Annotated in this window: 16 protein-coding genes; 2 read left to right on the forward strand and 14 right to left on the reverse strand. The window is 45.5% G+C overall.

Annotated elements, in window-relative coordinates; all coding sequences use genetic code 11:
- Positions 1 to 239: 239 nt before the first annotated feature.
- Genes AB1S55_RS01390 through AB1S55_RS01430 form a run of 9 tightly spaced genes read right to left on the reverse strand, consistent with a single transcriptional unit; the run spans position 240 to position 9,260 of the window.
- Positions 240 to 1,184, reverse strand: coding sequence for an AgmX/PglI C-terminal domain-containing protein (locus tag AB1S55_RS01390; RefSeq protein ID WP_370979986.1), 945 nt, complete (start codon positions 1,182 to 1,184; stop codon positions 240 to 242).
- Complete coding sequence (locus AB1S55_RS01395; protein WP_370979987.1) at positions 1,184 to 1,756, reverse strand: ExbD/TolR family protein; 573 nt, start codon at positions 1,754 to 1,756, stop codon at positions 1,184 to 1,186. The genes AB1S55_RS01390 and AB1S55_RS01395 overlap by 1 nt, the downstream gene beginning before the upstream one ends.
- Positions 1,753 to 2,250, reverse strand: a complete 498-nt coding sequence (locus AB1S55_RS01400; RefSeq protein ID WP_370979988.1) for an ExbD/TolR family protein — start codon at positions 2,248 to 2,250, stop codon at positions 1,753 to 1,755. The genes AB1S55_RS01395 and AB1S55_RS01400 overlap by 4 nt, the downstream gene beginning before the upstream one ends.
- Positions 2,251 to 2,264: 14 nt before the next feature.
- Complete coding sequence (locus AB1S55_RS01405; RefSeq protein WP_370979989.1) at positions 2,265 to 3,023, reverse strand: MotA/TolQ/ExbB proton channel family protein; 759 nt, start codon at positions 3,021 to 3,023, stop codon at positions 2,265 to 2,267.
- 40 nt (positions 3,024 to 3,063) lie between these two features.
- Complete coding sequence (locus tag AB1S55_RS01410; protein ID WP_370979990.1) at positions 3,064 to 3,363, reverse strand: hypothetical protein; 300 nt, start codon at positions 3,361 to 3,363, stop codon at positions 3,064 to 3,066.
- The gene (locus AB1S55_RS01415) at positions 3,356 to 4,105 is read right to left on the reverse strand and encodes a tetratricopeptide repeat protein (RefSeq protein ID WP_370979991.1); all 750 of its coding nucleotides are present in this window, start codon (positions 4,103 to 4,105) and stop codon (positions 3,356 to 3,358) included. Before AB1S55_RS01415 ends, AB1S55_RS01410 begins: the two co-directional genes overlap by 8 nt.
- Entirely contained in the window at positions 4,086 to 6,926 is a 2,841-nt protein-coding gene (locus AB1S55_RS01420; RefSeq protein ID WP_370979992.1) for a tetratricopeptide repeat protein, read from the reverse strand. The genes AB1S55_RS01415 and AB1S55_RS01420 overlap by 20 nt, the downstream gene beginning before the upstream one ends.
- The gene (locus tag AB1S55_RS01425; RefSeq protein WP_370979993.1) at positions 6,923 to 8,683 is read right to left on the reverse strand and encodes a tetratricopeptide repeat protein; all 1,761 of its coding nucleotides are present in this window, start codon (positions 8,681 to 8,683) and stop codon (positions 6,923 to 6,925) included. Before AB1S55_RS01425 ends, AB1S55_RS01420 begins: the two co-directional genes overlap by 4 nt.
- A gap of 16 nt (positions 8,684 to 8,699) precedes the next feature.
- Entirely contained in the window at positions 8,700 to 9,260 is a 561-nt protein-coding gene (locus tag AB1S55_RS01430; RefSeq protein ID WP_370979994.1) for an AraC family transcriptional regulator, read from the reverse strand.
- 358 nt (positions 9,261 to 9,618) lie between these two features.
- Between AB1S55_RS01430 and AB1S55_RS01435 the strand changes: the two genes are divergently transcribed.
- A complete protein-coding gene (locus tag AB1S55_RS01435; RefSeq protein WP_370979995.1) occupies positions 9,619 to 10,266 on the forward strand; it encodes an outer membrane beta-barrel domain-containing protein in 648 nt (215 codons plus the stop codon).
- Between the two features lie 321 nt (positions 10,267 to 10,587).
- Here the strand turns inward: AB1S55_RS01435 and AB1S55_RS01440 are convergent, their stop codons facing one another.
- From AB1S55_RS01440 to carA, 5 genes are all read right to left on the reverse strand, one after another.
- Positions 10,588 to 11,172, reverse strand: coding sequence for an outer membrane beta-barrel domain-containing protein (locus tag AB1S55_RS01440; RefSeq protein WP_370979996.1), 585 nt, complete (start codon positions 11,170 to 11,172; stop codon positions 10,588 to 10,590).
- Positions 11,142 to 11,924, reverse strand: coding sequence for an SH3 domain-containing protein (locus tag AB1S55_RS01445; protein WP_370979997.1), 783 nt, complete (start codon positions 11,922 to 11,924; stop codon positions 11,142 to 11,144). The genes AB1S55_RS01440 and AB1S55_RS01445 overlap by 31 nt, the downstream gene beginning before the upstream one ends.
- 295 nt (positions 11,925 to 12,219) lie before the next feature.
- Positions 12,220 to 12,696: a transcription elongation factor GreA gene (gene greA, locus AB1S55_RS01450; protein WP_370979998.1), complete on the reverse strand. Its 477-nt coding sequence runs from the start codon at positions 12,694 to 12,696 to the stop codon at positions 12,220 to 12,222.
- Between the two features lie 11 nt (positions 12,697 to 12,707).
- Entirely contained in the window at positions 12,708 to 15,929 is a 3,222-nt protein-coding gene (gene carB, locus AB1S55_RS01455) for a carbamoyl-phosphate synthase large subunit (protein ID WP_370979999.1), read from the reverse strand.
- A gap of 12 nt (positions 15,930 to 15,941) precedes the next feature.
- Entirely contained in the window at positions 15,942 to 17,114 is a 1,173-nt protein-coding gene (gene carA / locus AB1S55_RS01460; RefSeq protein WP_370980000.1) for a glutamine-hydrolyzing carbamoyl-phosphate synthase small subunit, read from the reverse strand.
- A 449-nt stretch (positions 17,115 to 17,563) separates the two neighbouring features.
- Between carA and AB1S55_RS01465 the strand changes: the two genes are divergently transcribed.
- The gene (locus AB1S55_RS01465; RefSeq protein ID WP_370980001.1) at positions 17,564 to 18,388 is read left to right on the forward strand and encodes an N-formylglutamate amidohydrolase; all 825 of its coding nucleotides are present in this window, start codon (positions 17,564 to 17,566) and stop codon (positions 18,386 to 18,388) included.
- The last annotated feature ends 1 nt before the right edge of the window (position 18,389 follow it).

Consider the following 18,389-nt stretch of genomic DNA (forward strand, 5'->3'; position numbering starts at 1 on the left):
CAAAAACTAAATCTTTAGACTGAGAATTTTGCCATCATGAGCAAAAAAATAATGAGATGCAGTTCCGCTGAAAGGCTCTGATCGATAAACGGTTAAGCAATTTGAGTTAAATGTGAGCAGACCCCCATTAATCGATTAAAAATCAAACAAGCAACATGAACAGCACATTAGGGAAGGTACTACCTAGAGAAGAAAACAGAAAAAGCAGGCCTTTATAGGCCTGCCTATCAACAAGCTGATCAGCTTGGCAAAAACACAAAGGTATATTCAACCTTGGTGGTAATCACATCCTCTTCACCAAAGTTAACACGTTTAATTTGCGAGAGAATATCTTGCTCAAGACTGCTTAAGTCGAGCTCGCTTAATAGCAATGACAGCGAACTAATGACACCACTTGGCTCGATCACTAACTGAAAGCGAAACTTACCAGCAAGATCTGGGTTTTCACTTAAAGCACGCTGATAGTGAGCATAAACTCGACTTTTAGCTGCCTCTAAAGCTCGACGCACACTTTCCATATCGCGCATGCCACTGCGAAGCTCGCCATAGTTATCACTCGAACTAACTAAACCCGAACTTAAATCCAAGCCATCCACCGAGGTCGCCTGATGAGAGCTAAGCTGAGCTGCGTTGTTACGCATGGTTTTTTCATCAATGATGACACCACCACTACGCTTAGTAACACTATCAGCCCCTAGGCGAGAGCTCGCACTTTGCGCTTTGGTGCCATTAACCGAGCTACTGACGTTTTTCTTACGCATTTTTTGCAGATCTACAGCTGAGCTCAATGAGGCCAGTGAACTACTTAAGGTATCAAGCCCTTGAGATTCAATAACACTCGGCTTGTCTTGCTGTTTTTTACCCGGAGCGGCCTTACTGCGCGTTGCTAATTTTTGCACAGGTTTTTGCTTGGGCTGCTCTATTTCAGGCTCGGGCTCAGGTTCAGGTGTCGGAATCTCTTTCGGCTCCAGTATCAGTACCGTTTTCACCACGGTTTCTGTAGGTTCCGGCTCGGAAAAAATAGGCAGAAACTGAAAAACGGTAAAAACTAATACAACCGCTGCACAGGTACGCTGAATATTGCGTTTTAATTTACGCTCGCGTTCCTCGTCAGCTACCCAAGGTAGCTCAAGCTCCAGAGCCATTGGCTCATAAGGGCTTGCAGGCATAGGTATCGTACTCATTAGCCCTCTCCTCCCTTATTAGGAACAAAATCCAAAGCCAAATCTGCACTCAAAGCCTCAGCAGCGGCAGGGCTTCCAAGAGGAATATCTTGAACTCGGTTCACGGCTAATGAAATATTGCGGAAATTCTCAGTCTGACAGGTTTCCATCACAATTTTTAGTAGCTCATAATCAACATGTTTATCAGCTTGAATCGTGATCGCATGACCAATCTTCTCTTGCAGAGCCACCTCGTCTTCACCCATCACCAGCTTCTGCTCTTGCAGCACAGTAATTAAAGCCTCAATCGGCTTTTTCGGATCTTTGAGAATCTCGCTCACTTCAGCTATTTCTGTTTTATCAAAGATCAAGTGATCTTCACTTACAAACAGCATTAAATCAGTGTGCGGGCTTTTACCTGCCGAAGAGTCAGGTAAATCCACTACCTTCATCACTTCGATATTTTGTGTTTCGCCTGAATTCAGCATCAAGAAAAACACCAAAATAGTAAAGATATCCATCAAGGAAATAAGGCTAAGCTTGGCGACAAGCTCATCTTTACCGCGCCTCATTAATAAACTTTGACCGATCATGTGGCATCTCCCAGTGATATTTCTGGAAACAGCTCAAGCTCGACCAATGAGCTAACCACCACACTCTTAAAGCTGGTCACAGCGCCCATTACCTGCACAATATTTTGGTAATCGGTATCTTTAGCAAGCTTAATAACAATGTCGCGTTTATCTGGGTGCTCTTGCTTAATAGCCTGCATCACTAACGATAACTCGTCATAATCGTAACTAAGCTGCTCACCTTCCTGAATAGCACTGATCTGTTTGATCAATCTTTTTTCCGGAAAGTACACATTAATACCCTCAGGCTGAACAACAACTTCAAGCTTACTTTGTGCCGTGGTGCTTTCGCTGTAGCCCCCAGTTAACTCTGGTAGGCGCAACTCAAGTACTGTCACATTTGCAAAGCTCATACTCAATAGTAATACCGGCACTAACACAATCATCAGATTGAGAAAGGCGGTCACATCAAGCTCGGCGTCATCCTCGGCCCGGGCTGGTTTTTTTAAAGCCATGGGAAGAGCCTCGCTTAAGCCATTACCGCATCGCTAGCCACATCGGCCGCATCGCCACCACTATCACGTAACTTCTGTAAATCAGCAGGAATAGCTGTTTGTGGTTCTGCCGCAATACGCGGGCTATTACTTTGAATCATGCGATGCACAGTCATTAGATTTAAGAACTTAACCGCAGCCATTTCTAAACCGTTGGTGATTTTGGCTGTTTTGTTTTTAAGAATTGCATGCATCACCAACAGAGGGATCGCGGCAATCAAACCAAAGGCAGTGGTATTCATTGCAACTGAAATAGACTCAGAAAGAATGCGAGATTTCTCGGCAGGATCCGCACTAGCAACGGCAGTAAACGCACCAATAAGACCAATAATCGTTCCAAGTAGCCCCAGCAGTGTGGCCACATTAGCCAATACCGCAAGATAACCTGTGCGCTGCTCTAAACGAGGCAAGGTTTCTAATATGCCTTCACTCATTGAGTTTTCGATATCAGCACGCTGATCACTGACTTTCATCATATCTAAACCACAACCGATAATACGGCTAACTGGCGCCGTACTCTCACGCGAAAAGTGCAGCATTTTTTCAAGATCGGTGGTGCGTAATAGCGGTAACCACTCTTGAAAAGCTCGGGCGTTGCGGAATTTCTCTGCGCTTAAGAAAACCCAGCGCTCAATGCAGATGACTATACCGATAGCCAGCACTATGCCGATTGGGATAAGGAAAAAACCACCATCCTGGAAGAATTTTACGATCATACTGTAAATGTCAGTCATGCTAAGGGCTCCTGGTGTAGTACACCTAAATCTACGCCGCTCAAGGTTGAGCGTTTGGGTTTTCTATATTCATTTGGTCGTAAATACGTATAGAACGCAGCATGATATCTCGATCTGCCTTGTTTAACGTATCGTCGTATTTTTCATCCATTTGCCACTGCAATTTATCGGGCGTTCCGACTTCTTGCCATGGCACAAAATAACTTACGGCGGGCTGTTCCTTGTCGCCTGTTATCGTTGATTCGATTTTTAACAAATGTTCGGGCTCTTCGTCTGCGGCAAAGCTCACAACTGAAGAAAAAACCAGCAAAAAAGCTAAAAAACGTGCGGCTTTACTCATCACCTAACTCCACTTCGGGCGCCTGATCATCCCCCACCTGTAATTGCAAAGGCAAGCCTGTGCGCACCTGAATTTCTTCTAACCAGCGCTGTCCATTGGCATCTTTAGCGTCAGTCAAAAACTGATAGGCCTCATAGTGGCGTTGCGCACGAATAGGATGGTTCAGGTACAAGTCATAGACAATCGCCAAGTTAAGATGCGCCTCTGGGAAATCAGGCCAACTTTGTAAAGCTTCAACCAGGGTGTTTTGAGCCTCAAGGTACTCGCCCTGCTCGCGCTGAACCAAGGCCTGCTTAAGGTAGGCATTTACATTGTCTTGATTAACAATGATGGCTGTCGCATAGGCAGCCTCTGCCGCTTCTAGCTGCTTCTCCTCAAGCTCAATATCGCCAAGCAATACCCAAGGCCCACTCAACTTTTTGTAATTCACGGTTAAGCTTTGCGCCATGATTTTAGCTTGTGCGTAATTACCGGCACTATAAGCACGCTGGGCATCAATAAATTGAACGATTGCCTCTTTATCGATACGCCCTTTTTGGCCGCTATAAGGATTAGGCGCAGCCACATAAGGCACGGGCAAGCCGGTTTTATCCTTCTGTACAACAGGAATATAGTTTTCGCTGACCATTAACTCTGCTTTAGGCTCAGGGTCAAGCTGATCTTTTTGGGGCGTGCTGTTGCAACCAAGTAAAAAAACCACGGCTGCAACAATAAGCCAAGGCTTAGCGGATTTCTTCACCATAATTACTCAAGCTTTCTTGTTTATTAAATCGTTCAGGGTTCAGCTGCTTTAATTGATCAAAGCTTTTCTGGATCCACGTGTTATACAAACCTTGCCAAGCGCGCTCAACATTCGCCATATGCAACTGTATGGCGACATCGACTAAAGGCTGACTCTGCTGCTGCAGTACATTATTATAAGTATCTAAATCCCCACCCTTTAAGGCTCTTGGTCTAGGACTTTGCTGTACCGAATCGGCTAAATCGGTATATAAACCCGCAATTTTGTAACCTGACTGAGTGACAAACTCAAGGAAGCCTAAGTCGGCACTCTGCTCGTAACGCGAGATCGCATCTCCCATCGCCTTTTGCTTAAGTGGCAAACTTTTCGCTAACGGCAGACGTAATTTTTTACGCTGGAATTCAGAAGCAAAATAATCACCATATTCCATATGGGCCCAAGCAGCTAACCAGCGGCTTCTCTCGGTACGCTGATCACCAGCTTTTTTGTCGCCATCAATAATACGTCGCAACCAATATAACGATTTATTCTTATCGCCAACTTGGTCATAGATCGAGGCTAATTTGTAACGAGCCTCCATTCTTACATCAAAAGGATCTTCGTAGTTGTATGCATAACGACGAAACTTAACAATGGCTGTCTCGTAATCTTTATTTGCCTCAAACATCTCTGCGGCACTAAATAAAGCCTCTCGCTGTACTTCGGGATCTTTATCGCGCTGATACAAAAACATATAGGCTTCTGAAGCTTCAGCCCATTGTTCATTTGAACGATAAGCAAAGGCAAGCTTGCGAGGGAATTCTGCCGCCAATTCATGCTTAGGGAAAAGCTGCTTAAGCTCTTGCAGCTCAACAATGGCTTTATCCCAGTATTTGTTTTCAAGCATCAAGGTTGCAGCATCATATTGCGCAATAACTCGCACTGGAGAATTGGGCGTCCAAGCTTTAATTTTTAACAATTCAGCAATGGCTTCGTCTGCACGTTCTTCGTTTAAACGAGTTTCTGATAATTTATATGTGGTTGACGCTAAGCGTTCAGAAATAGCTTTGTATTCGTCACTTTCGGAATCAACAAAGGTTCTCTGCTCATAATAAAAATGCTGAGCACGCTCATAGTTTTCTAACTTAAAGTAAGAGTGCGCAACAATACCTAGAGCAGTTTTGCTCAGTTCAGGATCCAATTGCTCGTTACCATCCAATAAATTCAAACCAATATCGATGGCACGCTGATACTGATCTAAACCAAATAGATATTCTGCAGCATTGGTTAATACCCCAGGCGAACGCTCATCACTGTGATAAACCTCAGCAAAGTGCAACATAGAATCAACAGCACTCGCCTGCCATTGCTTTTTCTCTTCACTGTTATCGCTCAAACTTTCTACATACTTTTGGTAAGCGATGATGGCGGCATAACCAGCATCAGCTGCATGTTGTTTTGCACTTGATCCTTTAGGGTTATAAGCAACATGTTCATAACCTTTAGCGGCTAAGTCATAACGACCCGCAACAAACCACGCCTCTGCCTGCAAGAAGATAACCTCATCGATACGTTCATCATCGGGAAAGGTTTCGATGTATTGGCCATAAAACGTGGCGGCCAAAGTGAAGCTAGATTTTTCTTTCTCCGAGCTTTCTGAAATTTTGTCTACATCCAGATCTTTCTGCTGCTTAAGCTCTTCAACAGCTTTACCCGCCGCAAGGCCTTGCGCATAGTTGTGGCGAGCTAGTTCGTCCAAATAGATCTTAAGTGATGCCAAGGTCGAATCAATGGCGCCATGCTCTTTATAATATTCAGAATAAATACCAAAACGATTAATGAAATTATACTTCTCATCTAAGGCGCGCTTAGGGAAACCACCATCGACATAGGTAGTAATTATTTTCTCATGGAAAGCAGGGGCTCGCTTACTGTTTGCATTATTATCCAAGAAGGCACGATAACTGTGAGCAGCTTGCTCATACAATTCTTTGTCAAAATAAAATTGGCCAAGCTTTTCATAAACTAGCCAGACGTAAACTTTTTGATCCAACTGATCCAAGCTGGCGATGGCATCGGCACCGCCAATTTTATCCAACGCTAGACTTAAAGAATGAATGGCATCTTCGGCAACAGCCGCTTGCTTTTTATCAAGTTGATCCGTGCCTTCATTGGCGCCAAGCAGGCTATCAAGCACAAAGGCAAAACTGCGAGCAGAAGCGCGGAACTGCGAGCGTTTATACTGGGACCAACCAAGCATATAGTGGGCGTTAAGCGTAATGCTGCCACCGCCTATCTCTGTTACCGATTGATAAGCTTTTTCGGCGTCACTATAGCGCTCATGACTAAAATAAATATCACCTAGCCTAAAGTACGCTTCAGCATTATTAGCATAAGTAGGATGGCGGCTCACCAGTTGCTCAAGCATGGCCTGAGCCTCATCTTGCTGCCCCTCCATATCATAAGCTTTAGCTAACTGATATAAGACCTCTGCATTATCGGGGCTATTTGGATAGCGCTCTAAAATATTACGATAGGCTTTAATTGCATCAACGTAATAGCTCGCATCTTGTGTGTTTTCGGCCTGATCTTGAGCACCTTCAAGCATATACACATCGGCAATACGACGTTCAATATTCTCTTTTAGCTTCTCATCCTCAAAAACATCCAATAATTCTTTGTACTCTTCTCGAACTTGTTCGTGACTTAAAGCCTCAAATTCGATTTCCTGTTCTTCCTCAGGCTCGTATTCAAGCTGCCCTAAGGTTTTTGTATTACCACCACAAGCACTTAACCCTAAGGCCATGATGCTTATGTAGAGCAAACGGTATTTACTCATCATTGTTTTCCTACTTCACTTGCTTGCTGCTTTACACGTTTTTTAGCTTTATTAAGATCTTGCAAAGTGGCGTCATAAAGACGGGCTTTTGCTAACCGAGCCTGAGCCTGATAATAAGTCATGCGCGAACGGTGGCGACTTAATTCATGTTTAACCTGTGCACGAACAATAACTTCAAGACGCTCGACCAGCTCATTAGTGACTGCTAGCTTTTCACGTATCTGTTGCTGTTTTATTTTGATTTCAGGAGCCAAATGCGACGGAGGCCTATAGGGCTCTTCAATTTCTTTAACAAGCCTTATTCTCTCATTTACTTTCTCTAACTCTGTTCGCGTTGCCCCCAGCAGGGCTTCAAAACGATCTTGCTCGTCTTGTTCAAGCGACAACAACAATAAACGCTGTTCTTTTTCCAAGCGAGCCAATTGCTTTGCAAGCTTGTCTCTATCATTAATATGCTCTCGCGTCTTAGCATCAAAATCTTTCTTTTTAGATTCCTCTAAAATAAGAAGGTGCTGCTCTTCTTGCAAAGACCAATATTCAAGGTTTTCTTGCACTGAATATAGATCCCCAAGTTCTCTCAATACTTCGTTAAAATTATTAGCCGCTAATAGGTCAATTAGAAAAGGAGTAAGTTTTCTATAATCAACCTCTGGGCGTTCTCCATACCAGTCTGTTTCTCTAACAATATTATTTAAGTTAGCGATAAACTCTTTGGGAACATCCTTCATATTAATAATGCGTTCTGCCTCATCAAGCATTAACAAGCCTGAGGCGAATTCTTTTTCAGCAACAATATTTTGCTTTAAGGCTTTACGTGGCAACTGGTCTTGCTCATAAAGATGAGCCAACAATACTTTCGACTCTTGCACTTCAGGCAAAGCAATTGAACGACTATCTAATATTTGCAAGGCGGGTATAGCTGCCTTGTATTGCTTAAGTTTAATAGCCGTCCATGCATATGAGAGCAGAGCGCGATTACTGTATAAGCCCGTTGTTCTAACTGAACTTAATTGACGCCACGCCTCAGCAAGATCTCCTTGCTGGCTCGCAACAATAGAAAGGCCATGCTTAGCACGATCAGCAAGTACCTCATACTCTTCACCTAAATAAGCGTAAGTTTGAACCTCGGCCATAAGTGATCGAGCATCCTCAACACGCCCTTCATCAAGCGCAGTGACAGCAAAGTTAAATAGATAATAAGGATATTCAGGCAGTTCATCTTTAAGCCTATCTAGCGCCTCACGACTGCTATCCAAATGATCACCAGCACCGCCAATAAGAGAGCTTAGGTAGTGATAATCGATATGAAGATCTTTTTGTATTGCACCGCGAATATGAGAAAGAGCCTCTTTTGCAGCAGGTGTATTCGACTTGGCATAATACAATTTAGCAAGGTAATACCATGCGGCATTGCGAACGACTTGATCTTCACTATGATCTAAAGTTTGTTTAAATATGCTGCGAGCACTCTCAGGTAAACCGTAGCTTAGCTGCATACCAGCTTTAAGCAGACGACCATCTTCATTGACCGCATATCTATTTTGGGCAGATTCAACCTGAGCATTATTAATAAGCGCATTAAAAAAATCACGCTGATACAATTCAAATAAAACCGTACCGTAATAAAGCTCTTCGCGCTTTTTCTCTGCTTTTTTGCTCAGAGCATAAGCGCTAGAACACACCGTTAAAGCAATGACTGCAATAAGCACTATGCGTATCAATACGGGATAAAGGAGCTGAATTAAGTTCGTTATAAGCAATGTCTATGCTCCGCTGCTACCACTGACGCAGTTCAAAATCTGCTTCTAAGGCAGAGCTATTATCTTTAATCACCAACTCCAAAAAGCCCTGACCCACAGACTTCTCAAAACTCAACTCGGCAGCTCGCTTATAAGGCGTAGCATTAGGGCCTAGCCCCGTAAAAAACACCGTAGCGGTATGCTTGCCTTCACTTAAGTTAGTAACAAATAATTTATGAATGCCGCCACGAACTAAGGCATCACGCTTTTGCTGATCATAAAGCTGAGTCACAACAAGCTTGCCATCTAGCTTAAACTTGATACTTTCTAAGGTGAAAAATTGACCACCAGTAACTGAAACAAACACCGTGTACTTAGTGCTAGAGGGGTAAAGCAGCTGCTCTTCCAGCTCGAGAAGCTCCTTATTGAGATCAATCACACCGAGCTTAAGGTTCTGGATATCACTCGATAGCTTCTCTATTTCGCGAAGGTTTTCTTTATCATTCGCAGGTAAATTTGCCGAAGCTTGGTCATTAGCTTGCACTGCCAAGCAGAGCAATGACAAAAACAGTGTCGCAAATAGCTTATTAAGCATCATAAATAGGTCTTGGTGGTTGTAATAACTGGGCAACTCCTATCGTACGGAGGCTTAGCCTAGGTTAAATCTGGTTTCTCTTGCTCACCTAAGCACTTAATCTAATGCAAAAGGAGCAGGTGGTGGATTCTGACGCCTACTGGTTAAAAATAAAACACATTAAAAAGACAGGTGTGAAGCCGTTCACGCTCTGAAGTATGACATCTAACGAATGTGCACTAATACCATTTTTGGTACTAAAGCATGTGAAGCGTCACTTTTGTGCAGTTCATCAAGCCGCAAGATCAACGGCCTTTGATATAGTCACCTGTAAACTGGCAGCTATAAAGCGGCCCTCTATCAGCCCTTGGATCTTGATACTGTGAAAAAACTACTAAGCACCCTGCTTGTTATGAGCTCTGCAACAACGCTCGCGCAAGCACAAACCATTGGCGAAGCCGGACAAGAGCCCAAAGAAGTGACCATCATTGAGCCAGTAAAAAAGACTCAAGAAATAAAAAGCGCTGCTATTGACGATGAGCATTTTGAGCTCGGTGGCTACGCAGGCTTTATCTCGCTTGAAGACTTTAATACGGTCACTTTACTGGGCCTCAGCGCAAGCTACCACATTAATGATAAGTGGCGTATCAATGTAGAGTACGGCCAGTCTGCCGCTGCAGAAGCTTCTTTTGAAGAGGTTATTGGTGGTGACTTCGTCGAAGACCGAGATTCCGGCTTTCAATACCTATCCCTTCTTGGCAGCTACGAATTTTTACAAGGTCGAAGTTTCTTGGGCCGCTCTCACAAATTCAATACTCACCTCTACGCTGACTTTGGCGTTGAGAGCAGTAGCTTTGCAGGTGAAACCAACACCGGAGCCGTTATTGGTGCCACCTACAAACTCGTATTAACTGATTGGCTAAGTGCAGACTTGCGTATGCGCGACCATATCGTTACACGTGATTTCTTGGGTGAAAGCAAACTGACCCAGAACATAGAAGCCTCTTTTGGCCTAAATGCCCTGTTCTAAGCCCTGCGTACAGACACAAAAAAGCCAGTCACTTTAAGTGGCTGGCCAATACACAACATAAATCTTTAAAGCCCCCCAATTCGACCACGAAAACCATCGAATGCCTCTCGCATCTGAGGCCGGCCGCTAAAAACTATAAGCTCAGAGTCACCTAGAACAGCTAAACGACACTCAGCACATACCCACTTTCGCAACCAACATCATCCCCTGAAAAACAGCAAGCAAAAAGGATTAAAGAGAGCAGAGTGGGAACACAAGAAATGAATAGAATAAGAATAAAGAGTAGCACTAAGACACAGCTACCACTCGTTTAAAGAAGCACTAGAGCAAGTAACCAATACCAATACTTAATTGAGTATTGTGGGTAGTGGCATCATTCTTAATCAAGTCACTTTGGTAGATATGATCACGAAAATCGAAACGCAAATTTAAGCGCCTAGTCAGGCCCAGCTTGTAGCCCAAACCGAGGCTTGCGCCAAAACTTTCTTCACCACCAAAGCTATTATTACCTACGCCCGCAACAAGATACAGATTACTTAAGGTACTCACCCCCTCACTAGGGTAAAGCTCTCCAGCCAGCAAGTTATAACCTAGCAGTAGATCGTAGTGAGTAAAACGGCGATCATCCCCTTCAAAATAAGGGCCCTGACTATTTTCAAAGGCGCTATAACCGGCATCCGCAGTTAGGTAATTAAACTGCAAAAAGAAGTCTTCCGAGCCGTGGAAAGTCGCATTAAAACCTGCAGCTAACTCAGTGTTAAAATCTTGTATAGCGAGTACTCCAGCATCAACACCAAACTCAAATAATTCATTATCCAAATTCGGCCTAGCATCTTGGGCATGGCCAGATAGCGCTGCAAGCAATAAGCTAAAACTTAAAAGAACGTGCTGAAACCGAACAACCATGTGTCGAATTCCTCTTTGTCGTTGGTATCAAGGGTTAAGGTGCGGTATTCACCACGCATAATAAAATTACGGCCGAGGTAGACATTCAAACGTGCGCCCATCACTGAGTGATCAGCACTATCTAAATCACCTGTTATTTGTCGCGGCTGAACGGAAAAATCTGTACGCCCTAAGCCATAAGTGAAAGCAGGTGAGACTCGCCAACTTGAGGTCGCCTTAAACAAAGGGAAAGGCTCAAAGACGGCCGTAAGTCCTAATTGAGAGCCCCTAGCTTCGTCACCGTAAAACTTACCAGCCTCTAGTTCAGCCCCCAAATAACTCAAAGGGTAATAAGCTAAAGTGGCATTAAAGGTTTGAGCATCATCTAGCTCTTCTGCGCTAAGCAAACCGGCATTCATACCTACTCGCCAGCGATTCTTAACGTAATCACCATAACCAACCGAAGGCAAATCGGCAGGTTCACCACTTGCCTGTAAGGTTCGGCCAAGTTGAGAGGCTTTTACCCACCCCACTTTATCGCCCGCACTACGAACTTCATACCAATCTGGCCGGCGGGTTAATACTTCAATCTTGTCACCTTGCTCCACCACAAAGAATACGGGGTAGCCTCGACCTGGCCCTGTATGCATCTCTAGATAAGAGTCGATCACCTCAAGAGACGTACTTTGCTGCTTAGGCTCTGCCTCCGCTACGCTTGCATAGACATACAAGAGGCCGAGCGATGACAGTATTAAGAATAATTGTTTAAACATATCGGATACGTTGGCTATGGAATGCGCTCAGTTTAAATGACTTCAGCCGCCGAGCAGTGAGCAGGCCTTCACAAATATGTCGATTGCCTTAGTACTTTTTCTAATACTTATTACGGATAGCACTGCGACTGACATTAACCCTACTCCCCTAGCAATAGAGCCCTTCAGCGTCTGAACCAAAAGCCTTAGCCGAAGAGCCTAAAGCGAAGGAGCAGGCATAAAAAATCCGGTAGCCACAAGCGTGAGTACCGGATTAATCAAAGCCTAACAAAGTGCTTTAAGACAACCTTTGAAGCTAGATATATTTCACTTCGGCAATCTCGTATTCAATCTCACCGCCTGGAGCAAGCACCACCGTAACTTCACCTTCTTCCTTGCCAATAAGCGCACGCGCAATTGGAGAAGTCACGGAGATTTTATTAGCTTTAATGTCAGCCTCATCTTCACCTACAATCTGATAAGTAAGCTCTTCATCATTCTCACAGTTAATTAAATCAACTGTAGTACCAAAGATAACACGACCTGTTTTAGGCATGGCAGTCACATCAATCACCTGCGCCGTGCTGAGCTTAGCTTCAATCTCCTGAATACGCCCCTCACAGAAGCCTTGTTGCTCACGCGCTGCATGATACTCGGCATTCTCTTTCAAATCGCCATGCTCACGTGCTTCAGCGATGGCAGCAACAATTTCTGGACGCACTACTTTTTTGAGGTTTTCAAGCTCATCACGAAGAGCCTTTTCGCCCACAACTGTCATAGGATACTTTTGCATAGAATGATTCCTTATTCTTCAACCAGCTTGTGCAGCTCTTGCAAAGGTCGAACAGTATGATTTTGACCAAAACGTAAAGCCATGCACAAAGCATTACCCGCTGCAAGTGTGGTGGTGTAATAAACGTGACTCGCCTCTGCACCACGACGGATAGAAGCAGAGTCTTTTGTCGCTGCTTTACCTTCCGTGGTATTGATAATTAATTGGATTTCGCCATTTTTAATCAAATCAACAGCATGAGGTCGACCTTCCGTCACTTTGTTTACTACTTTAACGTCAATGCCAGCCGCTTCGATAACTTTCGCAGTGCCTCGGGTAGCCACGATGCTGAAACCCAAGTCGTGAAGCTCTTTAGCAATCACAACAATGCCGTCTTTATCAAAGTCGCGCACACTTAAAAATGCGGTGCCTTCAGACGGCAATGCCGATCCAGACCCCATCTGTGCCTTAGAGAAAGCTTCAGCGAAGGTATCACCAGTGCCCATTACCTCACCGGTACTCTTCATCTCAGGACCGAGAATCGGGTCAACTGCAGGGAACTTATTAAACGGGAAAACCGCTTCTTTAACGTTCATGAACTCAGGTACGATTTCTTTAGTGAAACCGGCCTCTGCCAAGCTCATACCCGTTTGACAGCGAGCCGCCACTTTCGCCAAGCTGGTACCGATACATTTACTAACAAAAGGCACAGTACGTGAGGCGCGAGGGTTCACCTCGATCACATAGATTTTGCCGTCTTGATAAGCCAACTGCGTATTCATCAGACCAACGACACCAAGCTCAACAGCCATCTTACGCACTTGCTCGCGCATTTGATCTTGCACATCGGCATCCAAACTATAAGGAGGCAATGAACATGCTGAGTCACCAGAGTGAACACCACATTGCTCAATGTGCTGCATGATCGCACCGATCACAACATCTTTCCCGTCACTGACGGCATCGATATCAACTTCAATCGCATTGTTAAGGAAGTGATCCAACAACACCGGCGAATCTTCACTGACTTTAACCGCTTCGGTCATGTAGCGGCGCAGCTCTTTTTCGTTGTAGACGATTTCCATTGCCCGACCACCAAGTACATAGGACGGACGAACAACCAGCGGGTAACCTACTTTTTCAGCCTGATGAATGGCCTCTTCTGTTGAGCGCACAATGGCGTTTTTAGGCTGCAATAAGCCTAAACGCTCAATCATTTGCTGGAACAATTCACGATCTTCTGCGCGATCGATAGCCTCTGGGCTAGTACCAATAATCGGCACACCAGCAGCCTGTAGGGCATTTGCCAATTTAAGCGGCGTTTGACCACCAAACTGAACAATCACACCTTTGGGGTTTTCTTTATAAACAATTTCCAATACATCTTCGAGCGTAACTGGCTCAAAGTACAAACGATCAGAAGTGTCATAGTCGGTACTAACGGTTTCAGGATTACAATTAACCATAATGGTTTCAAAACCGTCTTCACGCGCAGCCAAAGCCGCGTGTACACAACAGTAATCAAACTCAATACCCTGACCAATGCGATTAGGGCCGCCACCAAGCACCATGATTTTGTCACGATCGCTAGGGTTGGACTCACACTCTTCGTCGTAGGTGCTGTACATGTAAGCTGTAGACGTTGAGAACTCAGCTGCACAGGTATCCACACGCTTGTAGACAGGGAAAACTTCAAACTTGTGGCGCAATTCACGCAGGTTCTTTTCGCTCACACCAAGCAATTCACTTAAGCGCTTGTCGCTGAACCCCTTGCGCTTAAGTTGACGCATAATGTCGGCATCAAGGTCGCTTAAACCCATAGAGCTGAGCGCTTTTTCGGCCTTGATGATGTCTTCAATCTGCACCAAGAACCAACGATCAATGGCGCTTTGCTCAAAGACCTCATCGATGCTCATACCGGCGCGGAAGGCGTCGGCGACATACCAAATACGCTCGGCACCAGGGGTATTTAAATCGCGACGAATCTTAACTAAGGCCTCATCGTCTTCAAGATCAACTATCGGCTCAAAACCTGCAGACCCCACTTCCAAACCACGCAGAGCTTTTTGCAAACTCTCTTGGAAATTACGACCAATCGCCATCACTTCGCCTACAGATTTCATCTGTGTGGTTAGGCGCGCATCAGCATCACCAAATTTCTCAAAGGTGAAACGAGGCACTTTAGTCACAACGTAGTCGATGCTCGGCTCAAAGGAGGCCGGAGTCGCACCACCTGTAATGTCGTTCTGAAGCTCATCGAGGGTATAACCCACCGCCAACTTAGCGGCGATTTTAGCAATAGGGAAACCAGTCGCTTTAGAAGCCAAGGCTGATGAACGGCTCACACGCGGGTTCATCTCGATCACAACCATACGGCCGTCTTTTGGGTTCACCGCAAACTGTACGTTTGAGCCGCCGGTTTCAACACCGATCTCACGCAGTACCGCCACTGAGGCGTTACGCATGATCTGGTATTCTTTGTCCGTCAGGGTTTGGGCTGGAGCAACGGTGATGGAGTCGCCAGTATGCACCCCCATCGGGTCGAAGTTTTCAATCGAACAGACGATGATGCAGTTGTCGTTTTTATCACGAACCACCTCCATCTCGTACTCTTTCCAGCCAAGCAAACTTTCATCGATAAGCAACTCGTTGGTCGGGCTCAAATCTAGACCGCGAGTACAAATCTCTTCAAACTCTTCCCAGTTGTAGGCGATACCACCGCCTGAACCACCCATGGTGAAACTTGGGCGAATAATCACAGGGAAGCCGTACTCTTTAGGTACTTCAAACGCTTCATCCATGGTGTGTACGATCTTCGCACGTGCACACTCAAGACCAATGTCTTTCATGGCCTTATCAAAGCGCTGTCTATCTTCAGCTTTGTCGATGGCATCTTGCTTGGCGCCGATCAACTCACAGCCGTATTTGTCGAGTACGCCGTTGTCATGTAGAGCAAGTGCGCAGTTCAGCGCCGTCTGACCACCCATGGTTGGCAGAATCGCATCAGGGCGCTCCTTCTCGATAATTTTCTCAACCGTCTGCCAAGTGATAGGCTCGATATAGGTCGCATCGGCCATGCTTGGATCAGTCATGATGGTTGCAGGGTTTGAGTTCACCAAGATAACTCGGTAACCCTCTTCGCGCAGGGCTTTACAAGCCTGAGCACCACTGTAGTCAAATTCACAGGCCTGGCCGATGACAATCGGGCCAGCGCCAATAATAAGAATGCTTTTTATGTCGGTTCTTTTAGGCATGGCTCTGTATTCTTAGGCTCGTTCGTTCATTAATTCAATGAAGTGGTCAAACAAGGGCGCCGCATCGTGCGGGCCAGGGCTCGCTTCAGGGTGCCCCTGGAAGCTGAACGCAGGCTTGTCAGCACGATGAATGCCCTGCAAAGAACCATCAAACAGTGACTTGTGGGTCGCTTTAAGGTTCGCAGGCAAAGTAGCTTCATCGGCAGCAAAACCGTGGTTTTGACTGGTGATCATCACACGACCAGACTCAAGCTCTTGCACAGGGTGGTTTGCGCCATGGTGACCAAACTTCATCTTCACGGTTTGTGCACCGGAGGCCAAAGCCAAGATCTGGTGGCCCAAGCAAATACCAAAAATGGGGATGTCTTTCTCAAGGAAGGTACTTACCGCTTCAATGGCGTAAGTACAGGGCTCAGGGTCACCAGGGCCATTACTTAGGAAGATACCATCTGGGTTCATGGCTAGGACATCAGCCGCTGGCGTTTGAGCAGGAACCACCGTTAATTCACAACCGCGATCGACGAGCATGCGCAAGATATTTGCTTTTGCACCAAAATCGTAAGCAACCACGTTAAAGCGCTTACCTTCAGGTAGCCCTTGGAAACCCTGGCCAAGCTGCCAGCTACCAGCGTCCCAAACATGCTGTTCTTTACAGCTCACTTCTTTGGCTAGATCCATACCGGCTAAGCCCGTAAAACCTTTAGCAAGCTCAAGCGCGCGGGCTTCGTCTAAATCATCACCCGCTAAAATACAGCCACTCTGTGCGCCAGTATCTCGCAAGATACGAGTTAAGCGGCGAGTATCAATATCGGCAATGCCAAGAATATTGTGCTCTTTGAGGTAAGCATCCAAGGTTTGCTCACAGCGGAAGTTCGAAGCCAGTTCTGGCAAGTCGCGAATCACTAGGCCAGCCGCCCAGATTTGATCGCGCTCTTCGTCTTCTTTATTCACACCGGTATTGCCGATATGAGGATAGGTTAGGGTCACGATCTGACGCGCATAGGAGGGATCTGTAAGGATCTCCTGATAGCCAGTGATTGCGGTATTAAATACCACCTCACCTACGCTTTGACCATCTGCGCCGATGGCGGTCCCACGGAACACGCTACCATCTGCCAAGACCAATAGGGCCTCGCGACGTTGCGCACGCTTAAAATAACTGAGATCTACTTGCTCTGAGGCCAAGTAAAATTCCTCCGCGCCGAATGCTAAAAAGAAGTGCCGTGTGTACTTACCCGAGCTTACAACAGGCCGAACGAAAGAGCCGCGCTTGGTGTGCTCAGGAGCTAGCCACCTTGGCTTTCCTAAGTTAAGCACGCTTCTGCTTTTATGCAGTTGCTGTTCGTAAGACTGTTGTAAAAAAGCGAGCAGAAGCTTTGCTTCTCCTCGCTTGGAATGTTCTTGTTGTGTCGGGGCCTATCACTGCCAAGCAATAAAGCTGGCCAAAGGCTGCACGCACATATGGCTGGGGCGGCATTTTAGTCGAATTTAAAGCTTGAGTCTATGAGAATCATACAGTGAAAAAACGGCAGCCTAGGCATTGCCATTGTCCCGTCAACACATTGCGAGCAAGCTCAAACAAAGCTAACCTGCCACGACCACATAGCCAAGCGAGAACCAACAAGGAGAGATTGATGCACTTAAGCGAAGAGCAGATTTGCGAGAAGATAAAACAACGCCACAGTTTTGCCGCGACTATAGATTCGGGGGCATTTAGCATCAAAATTGACCGCTATGAACCTATGTTTGCAGCCGCCATTCACAATGGCAGTAAACTTCGCCAAGAGCTAGAGCAAAACTGCCTACTTAGCGAGCAAGAACGCTATTTTGAAGAAGATCCACACACTGGAACCTTTATTTCTGAGCAAGCCATCACCCTTATTGCTCACGACTCACGCTACGAATACGACCTGAATCGAGGCCCTGAGACCTGCGTATATGAAAGCGCCTGGGGTAAAGAGGTTTGGAAAACACCACTAACTGAGCCCCAAAAACAAGCAAGCCTCAATAAACACAGCCAGTTCTTCCGTATTGTCTCCGCTCTTGTTACAGCTTTGTTAGAAGACTTTGGACACTGTATTGTCTATGACACCCACTCTTATAACTGGCGCCGCTTTGAAGAACAGCGCACACCGGTTTTTAACTTAGGCACAACAACCATTACAGACAGCAAATGGCGCCCTGTTATCACCCACTGGTTGAAGCAGCTCAACAATATCGAGGTCGAGAACTTAGATATAGATGCTAAAGAAAATGATGTGTTTTTTGGCAAAGGCAATCTAGCCGCTCACTGCCACAACAACTTCGACAATGTTGCTGTTCTAGCCACTGAATTCAAAAAAGTATTTATGGATGAAAGAGACGGCAGCCCCTTCCCCGACACCATTAAAGCCCTACAAGCTGGTTATCAAGAAGCCATGCAGAGCACAAACGCATTCCTCTTAAACTCAAGTAAATAAT

The organism is Agaribacterium sp. ZY112 (assembly GCF_041346925.1).
Taxonomy (GTDB): Bacteria; Pseudomonadota; Gammaproteobacteria; order Pseudomonadales; family Cellvibrionaceae; genus Agaribacterium.

What these genes read in the sequence shown, in the direction of transcription:
- AB1S55_RS01390 (WP_370979986.1), bottom strand. Translation starts at nt 1,184, where the DNA reads ATGAGTACGATACCTATGCCTGCAAGCCCTTATGAGCCAATGGCTCTG.
- AB1S55_RS01395 (WP_370979987.1), bottom strand. Translation starts at nt 1,756, where the DNA reads ATGATCGGTCAAAGTTTATTAATGAGGCGCGGTAAAGATGAGCTTGTC.
- AB1S55_RS01400 (WP_370979988.1), bottom strand. Translation starts at nt 2,250, where the DNA reads ATGGCTTTAAAAAAACCAGCCCGGGCCGAGGATGACGCCGAGCTTGAT.
- AB1S55_RS01405 (WP_370979989.1), bottom strand. Translation starts at nt 3,023, where the DNA reads ATGACTGACATTTACAGTATGATCGTAAAATTCTTCCAGGATGGTGGT.
- AB1S55_RS01410 (WP_370979990.1), bottom strand. Translation starts at nt 3,363, where the DNA reads ATGAGTAAAGCCGCACGTTTTTTAGCTTTTTTGCTGGTTTTTTCTTCA.
- AB1S55_RS01415 (WP_370979991.1), bottom strand. Translation starts at nt 4,105, where the DNA reads ATGGTGAAGAAATCCGCTAAGCCTTGGCTTATTGTTGCAGCCGTGGTT.
- AB1S55_RS01420 (WP_370979992.1), bottom strand. Translation starts at nt 6,926, where the DNA reads ATGATGAGTAAATACCGTTTGCTCTACATAAGCATCATGGCCTTAGGG.
- AB1S55_RS01430 (WP_370979994.1), bottom strand. Translation starts at nt 9,260, where the DNA reads ATGATGCTTAATAAGCTATTTGCGACACTGTTTTTGTCATTGCTCTGC.
- AB1S55_RS01440 (WP_370979996.1), bottom strand. Translation starts at nt 11,172, where the DNA reads ATGGTTGTTCGGTTTCAGCACGTTCTTTTAAGTTTTAGCTTATTGCTT.
- AB1S55_RS01445 (WP_370979997.1), bottom strand. Translation starts at nt 11,924, where the DNA reads ATGTTTAAACAATTATTCTTAATACTGTCATCGCTCGGCCTCTTGTAT.
- greA (WP_370979998.1), bottom strand. Translation starts at nt 12,696, where the DNA reads ATGCAAAAGTATCCTATGACAGTTGTGGGCGAAAAGGCTCTTCGTGAT.
- carB (WP_370979999.1), bottom strand. Translation starts at nt 15,929, where the DNA reads ATGCCTAAAAGAACCGACATAAAAAGCATTCTTATTATTGGCGCTGGC.
- AB1S55_RS01465 (WP_370980001.1), top strand. Translation starts at nt 17,564, where the DNA reads ATGCACTTAAGCGAAGAGCAGATTTGCGAGAAGATAAAACAACGCCAC.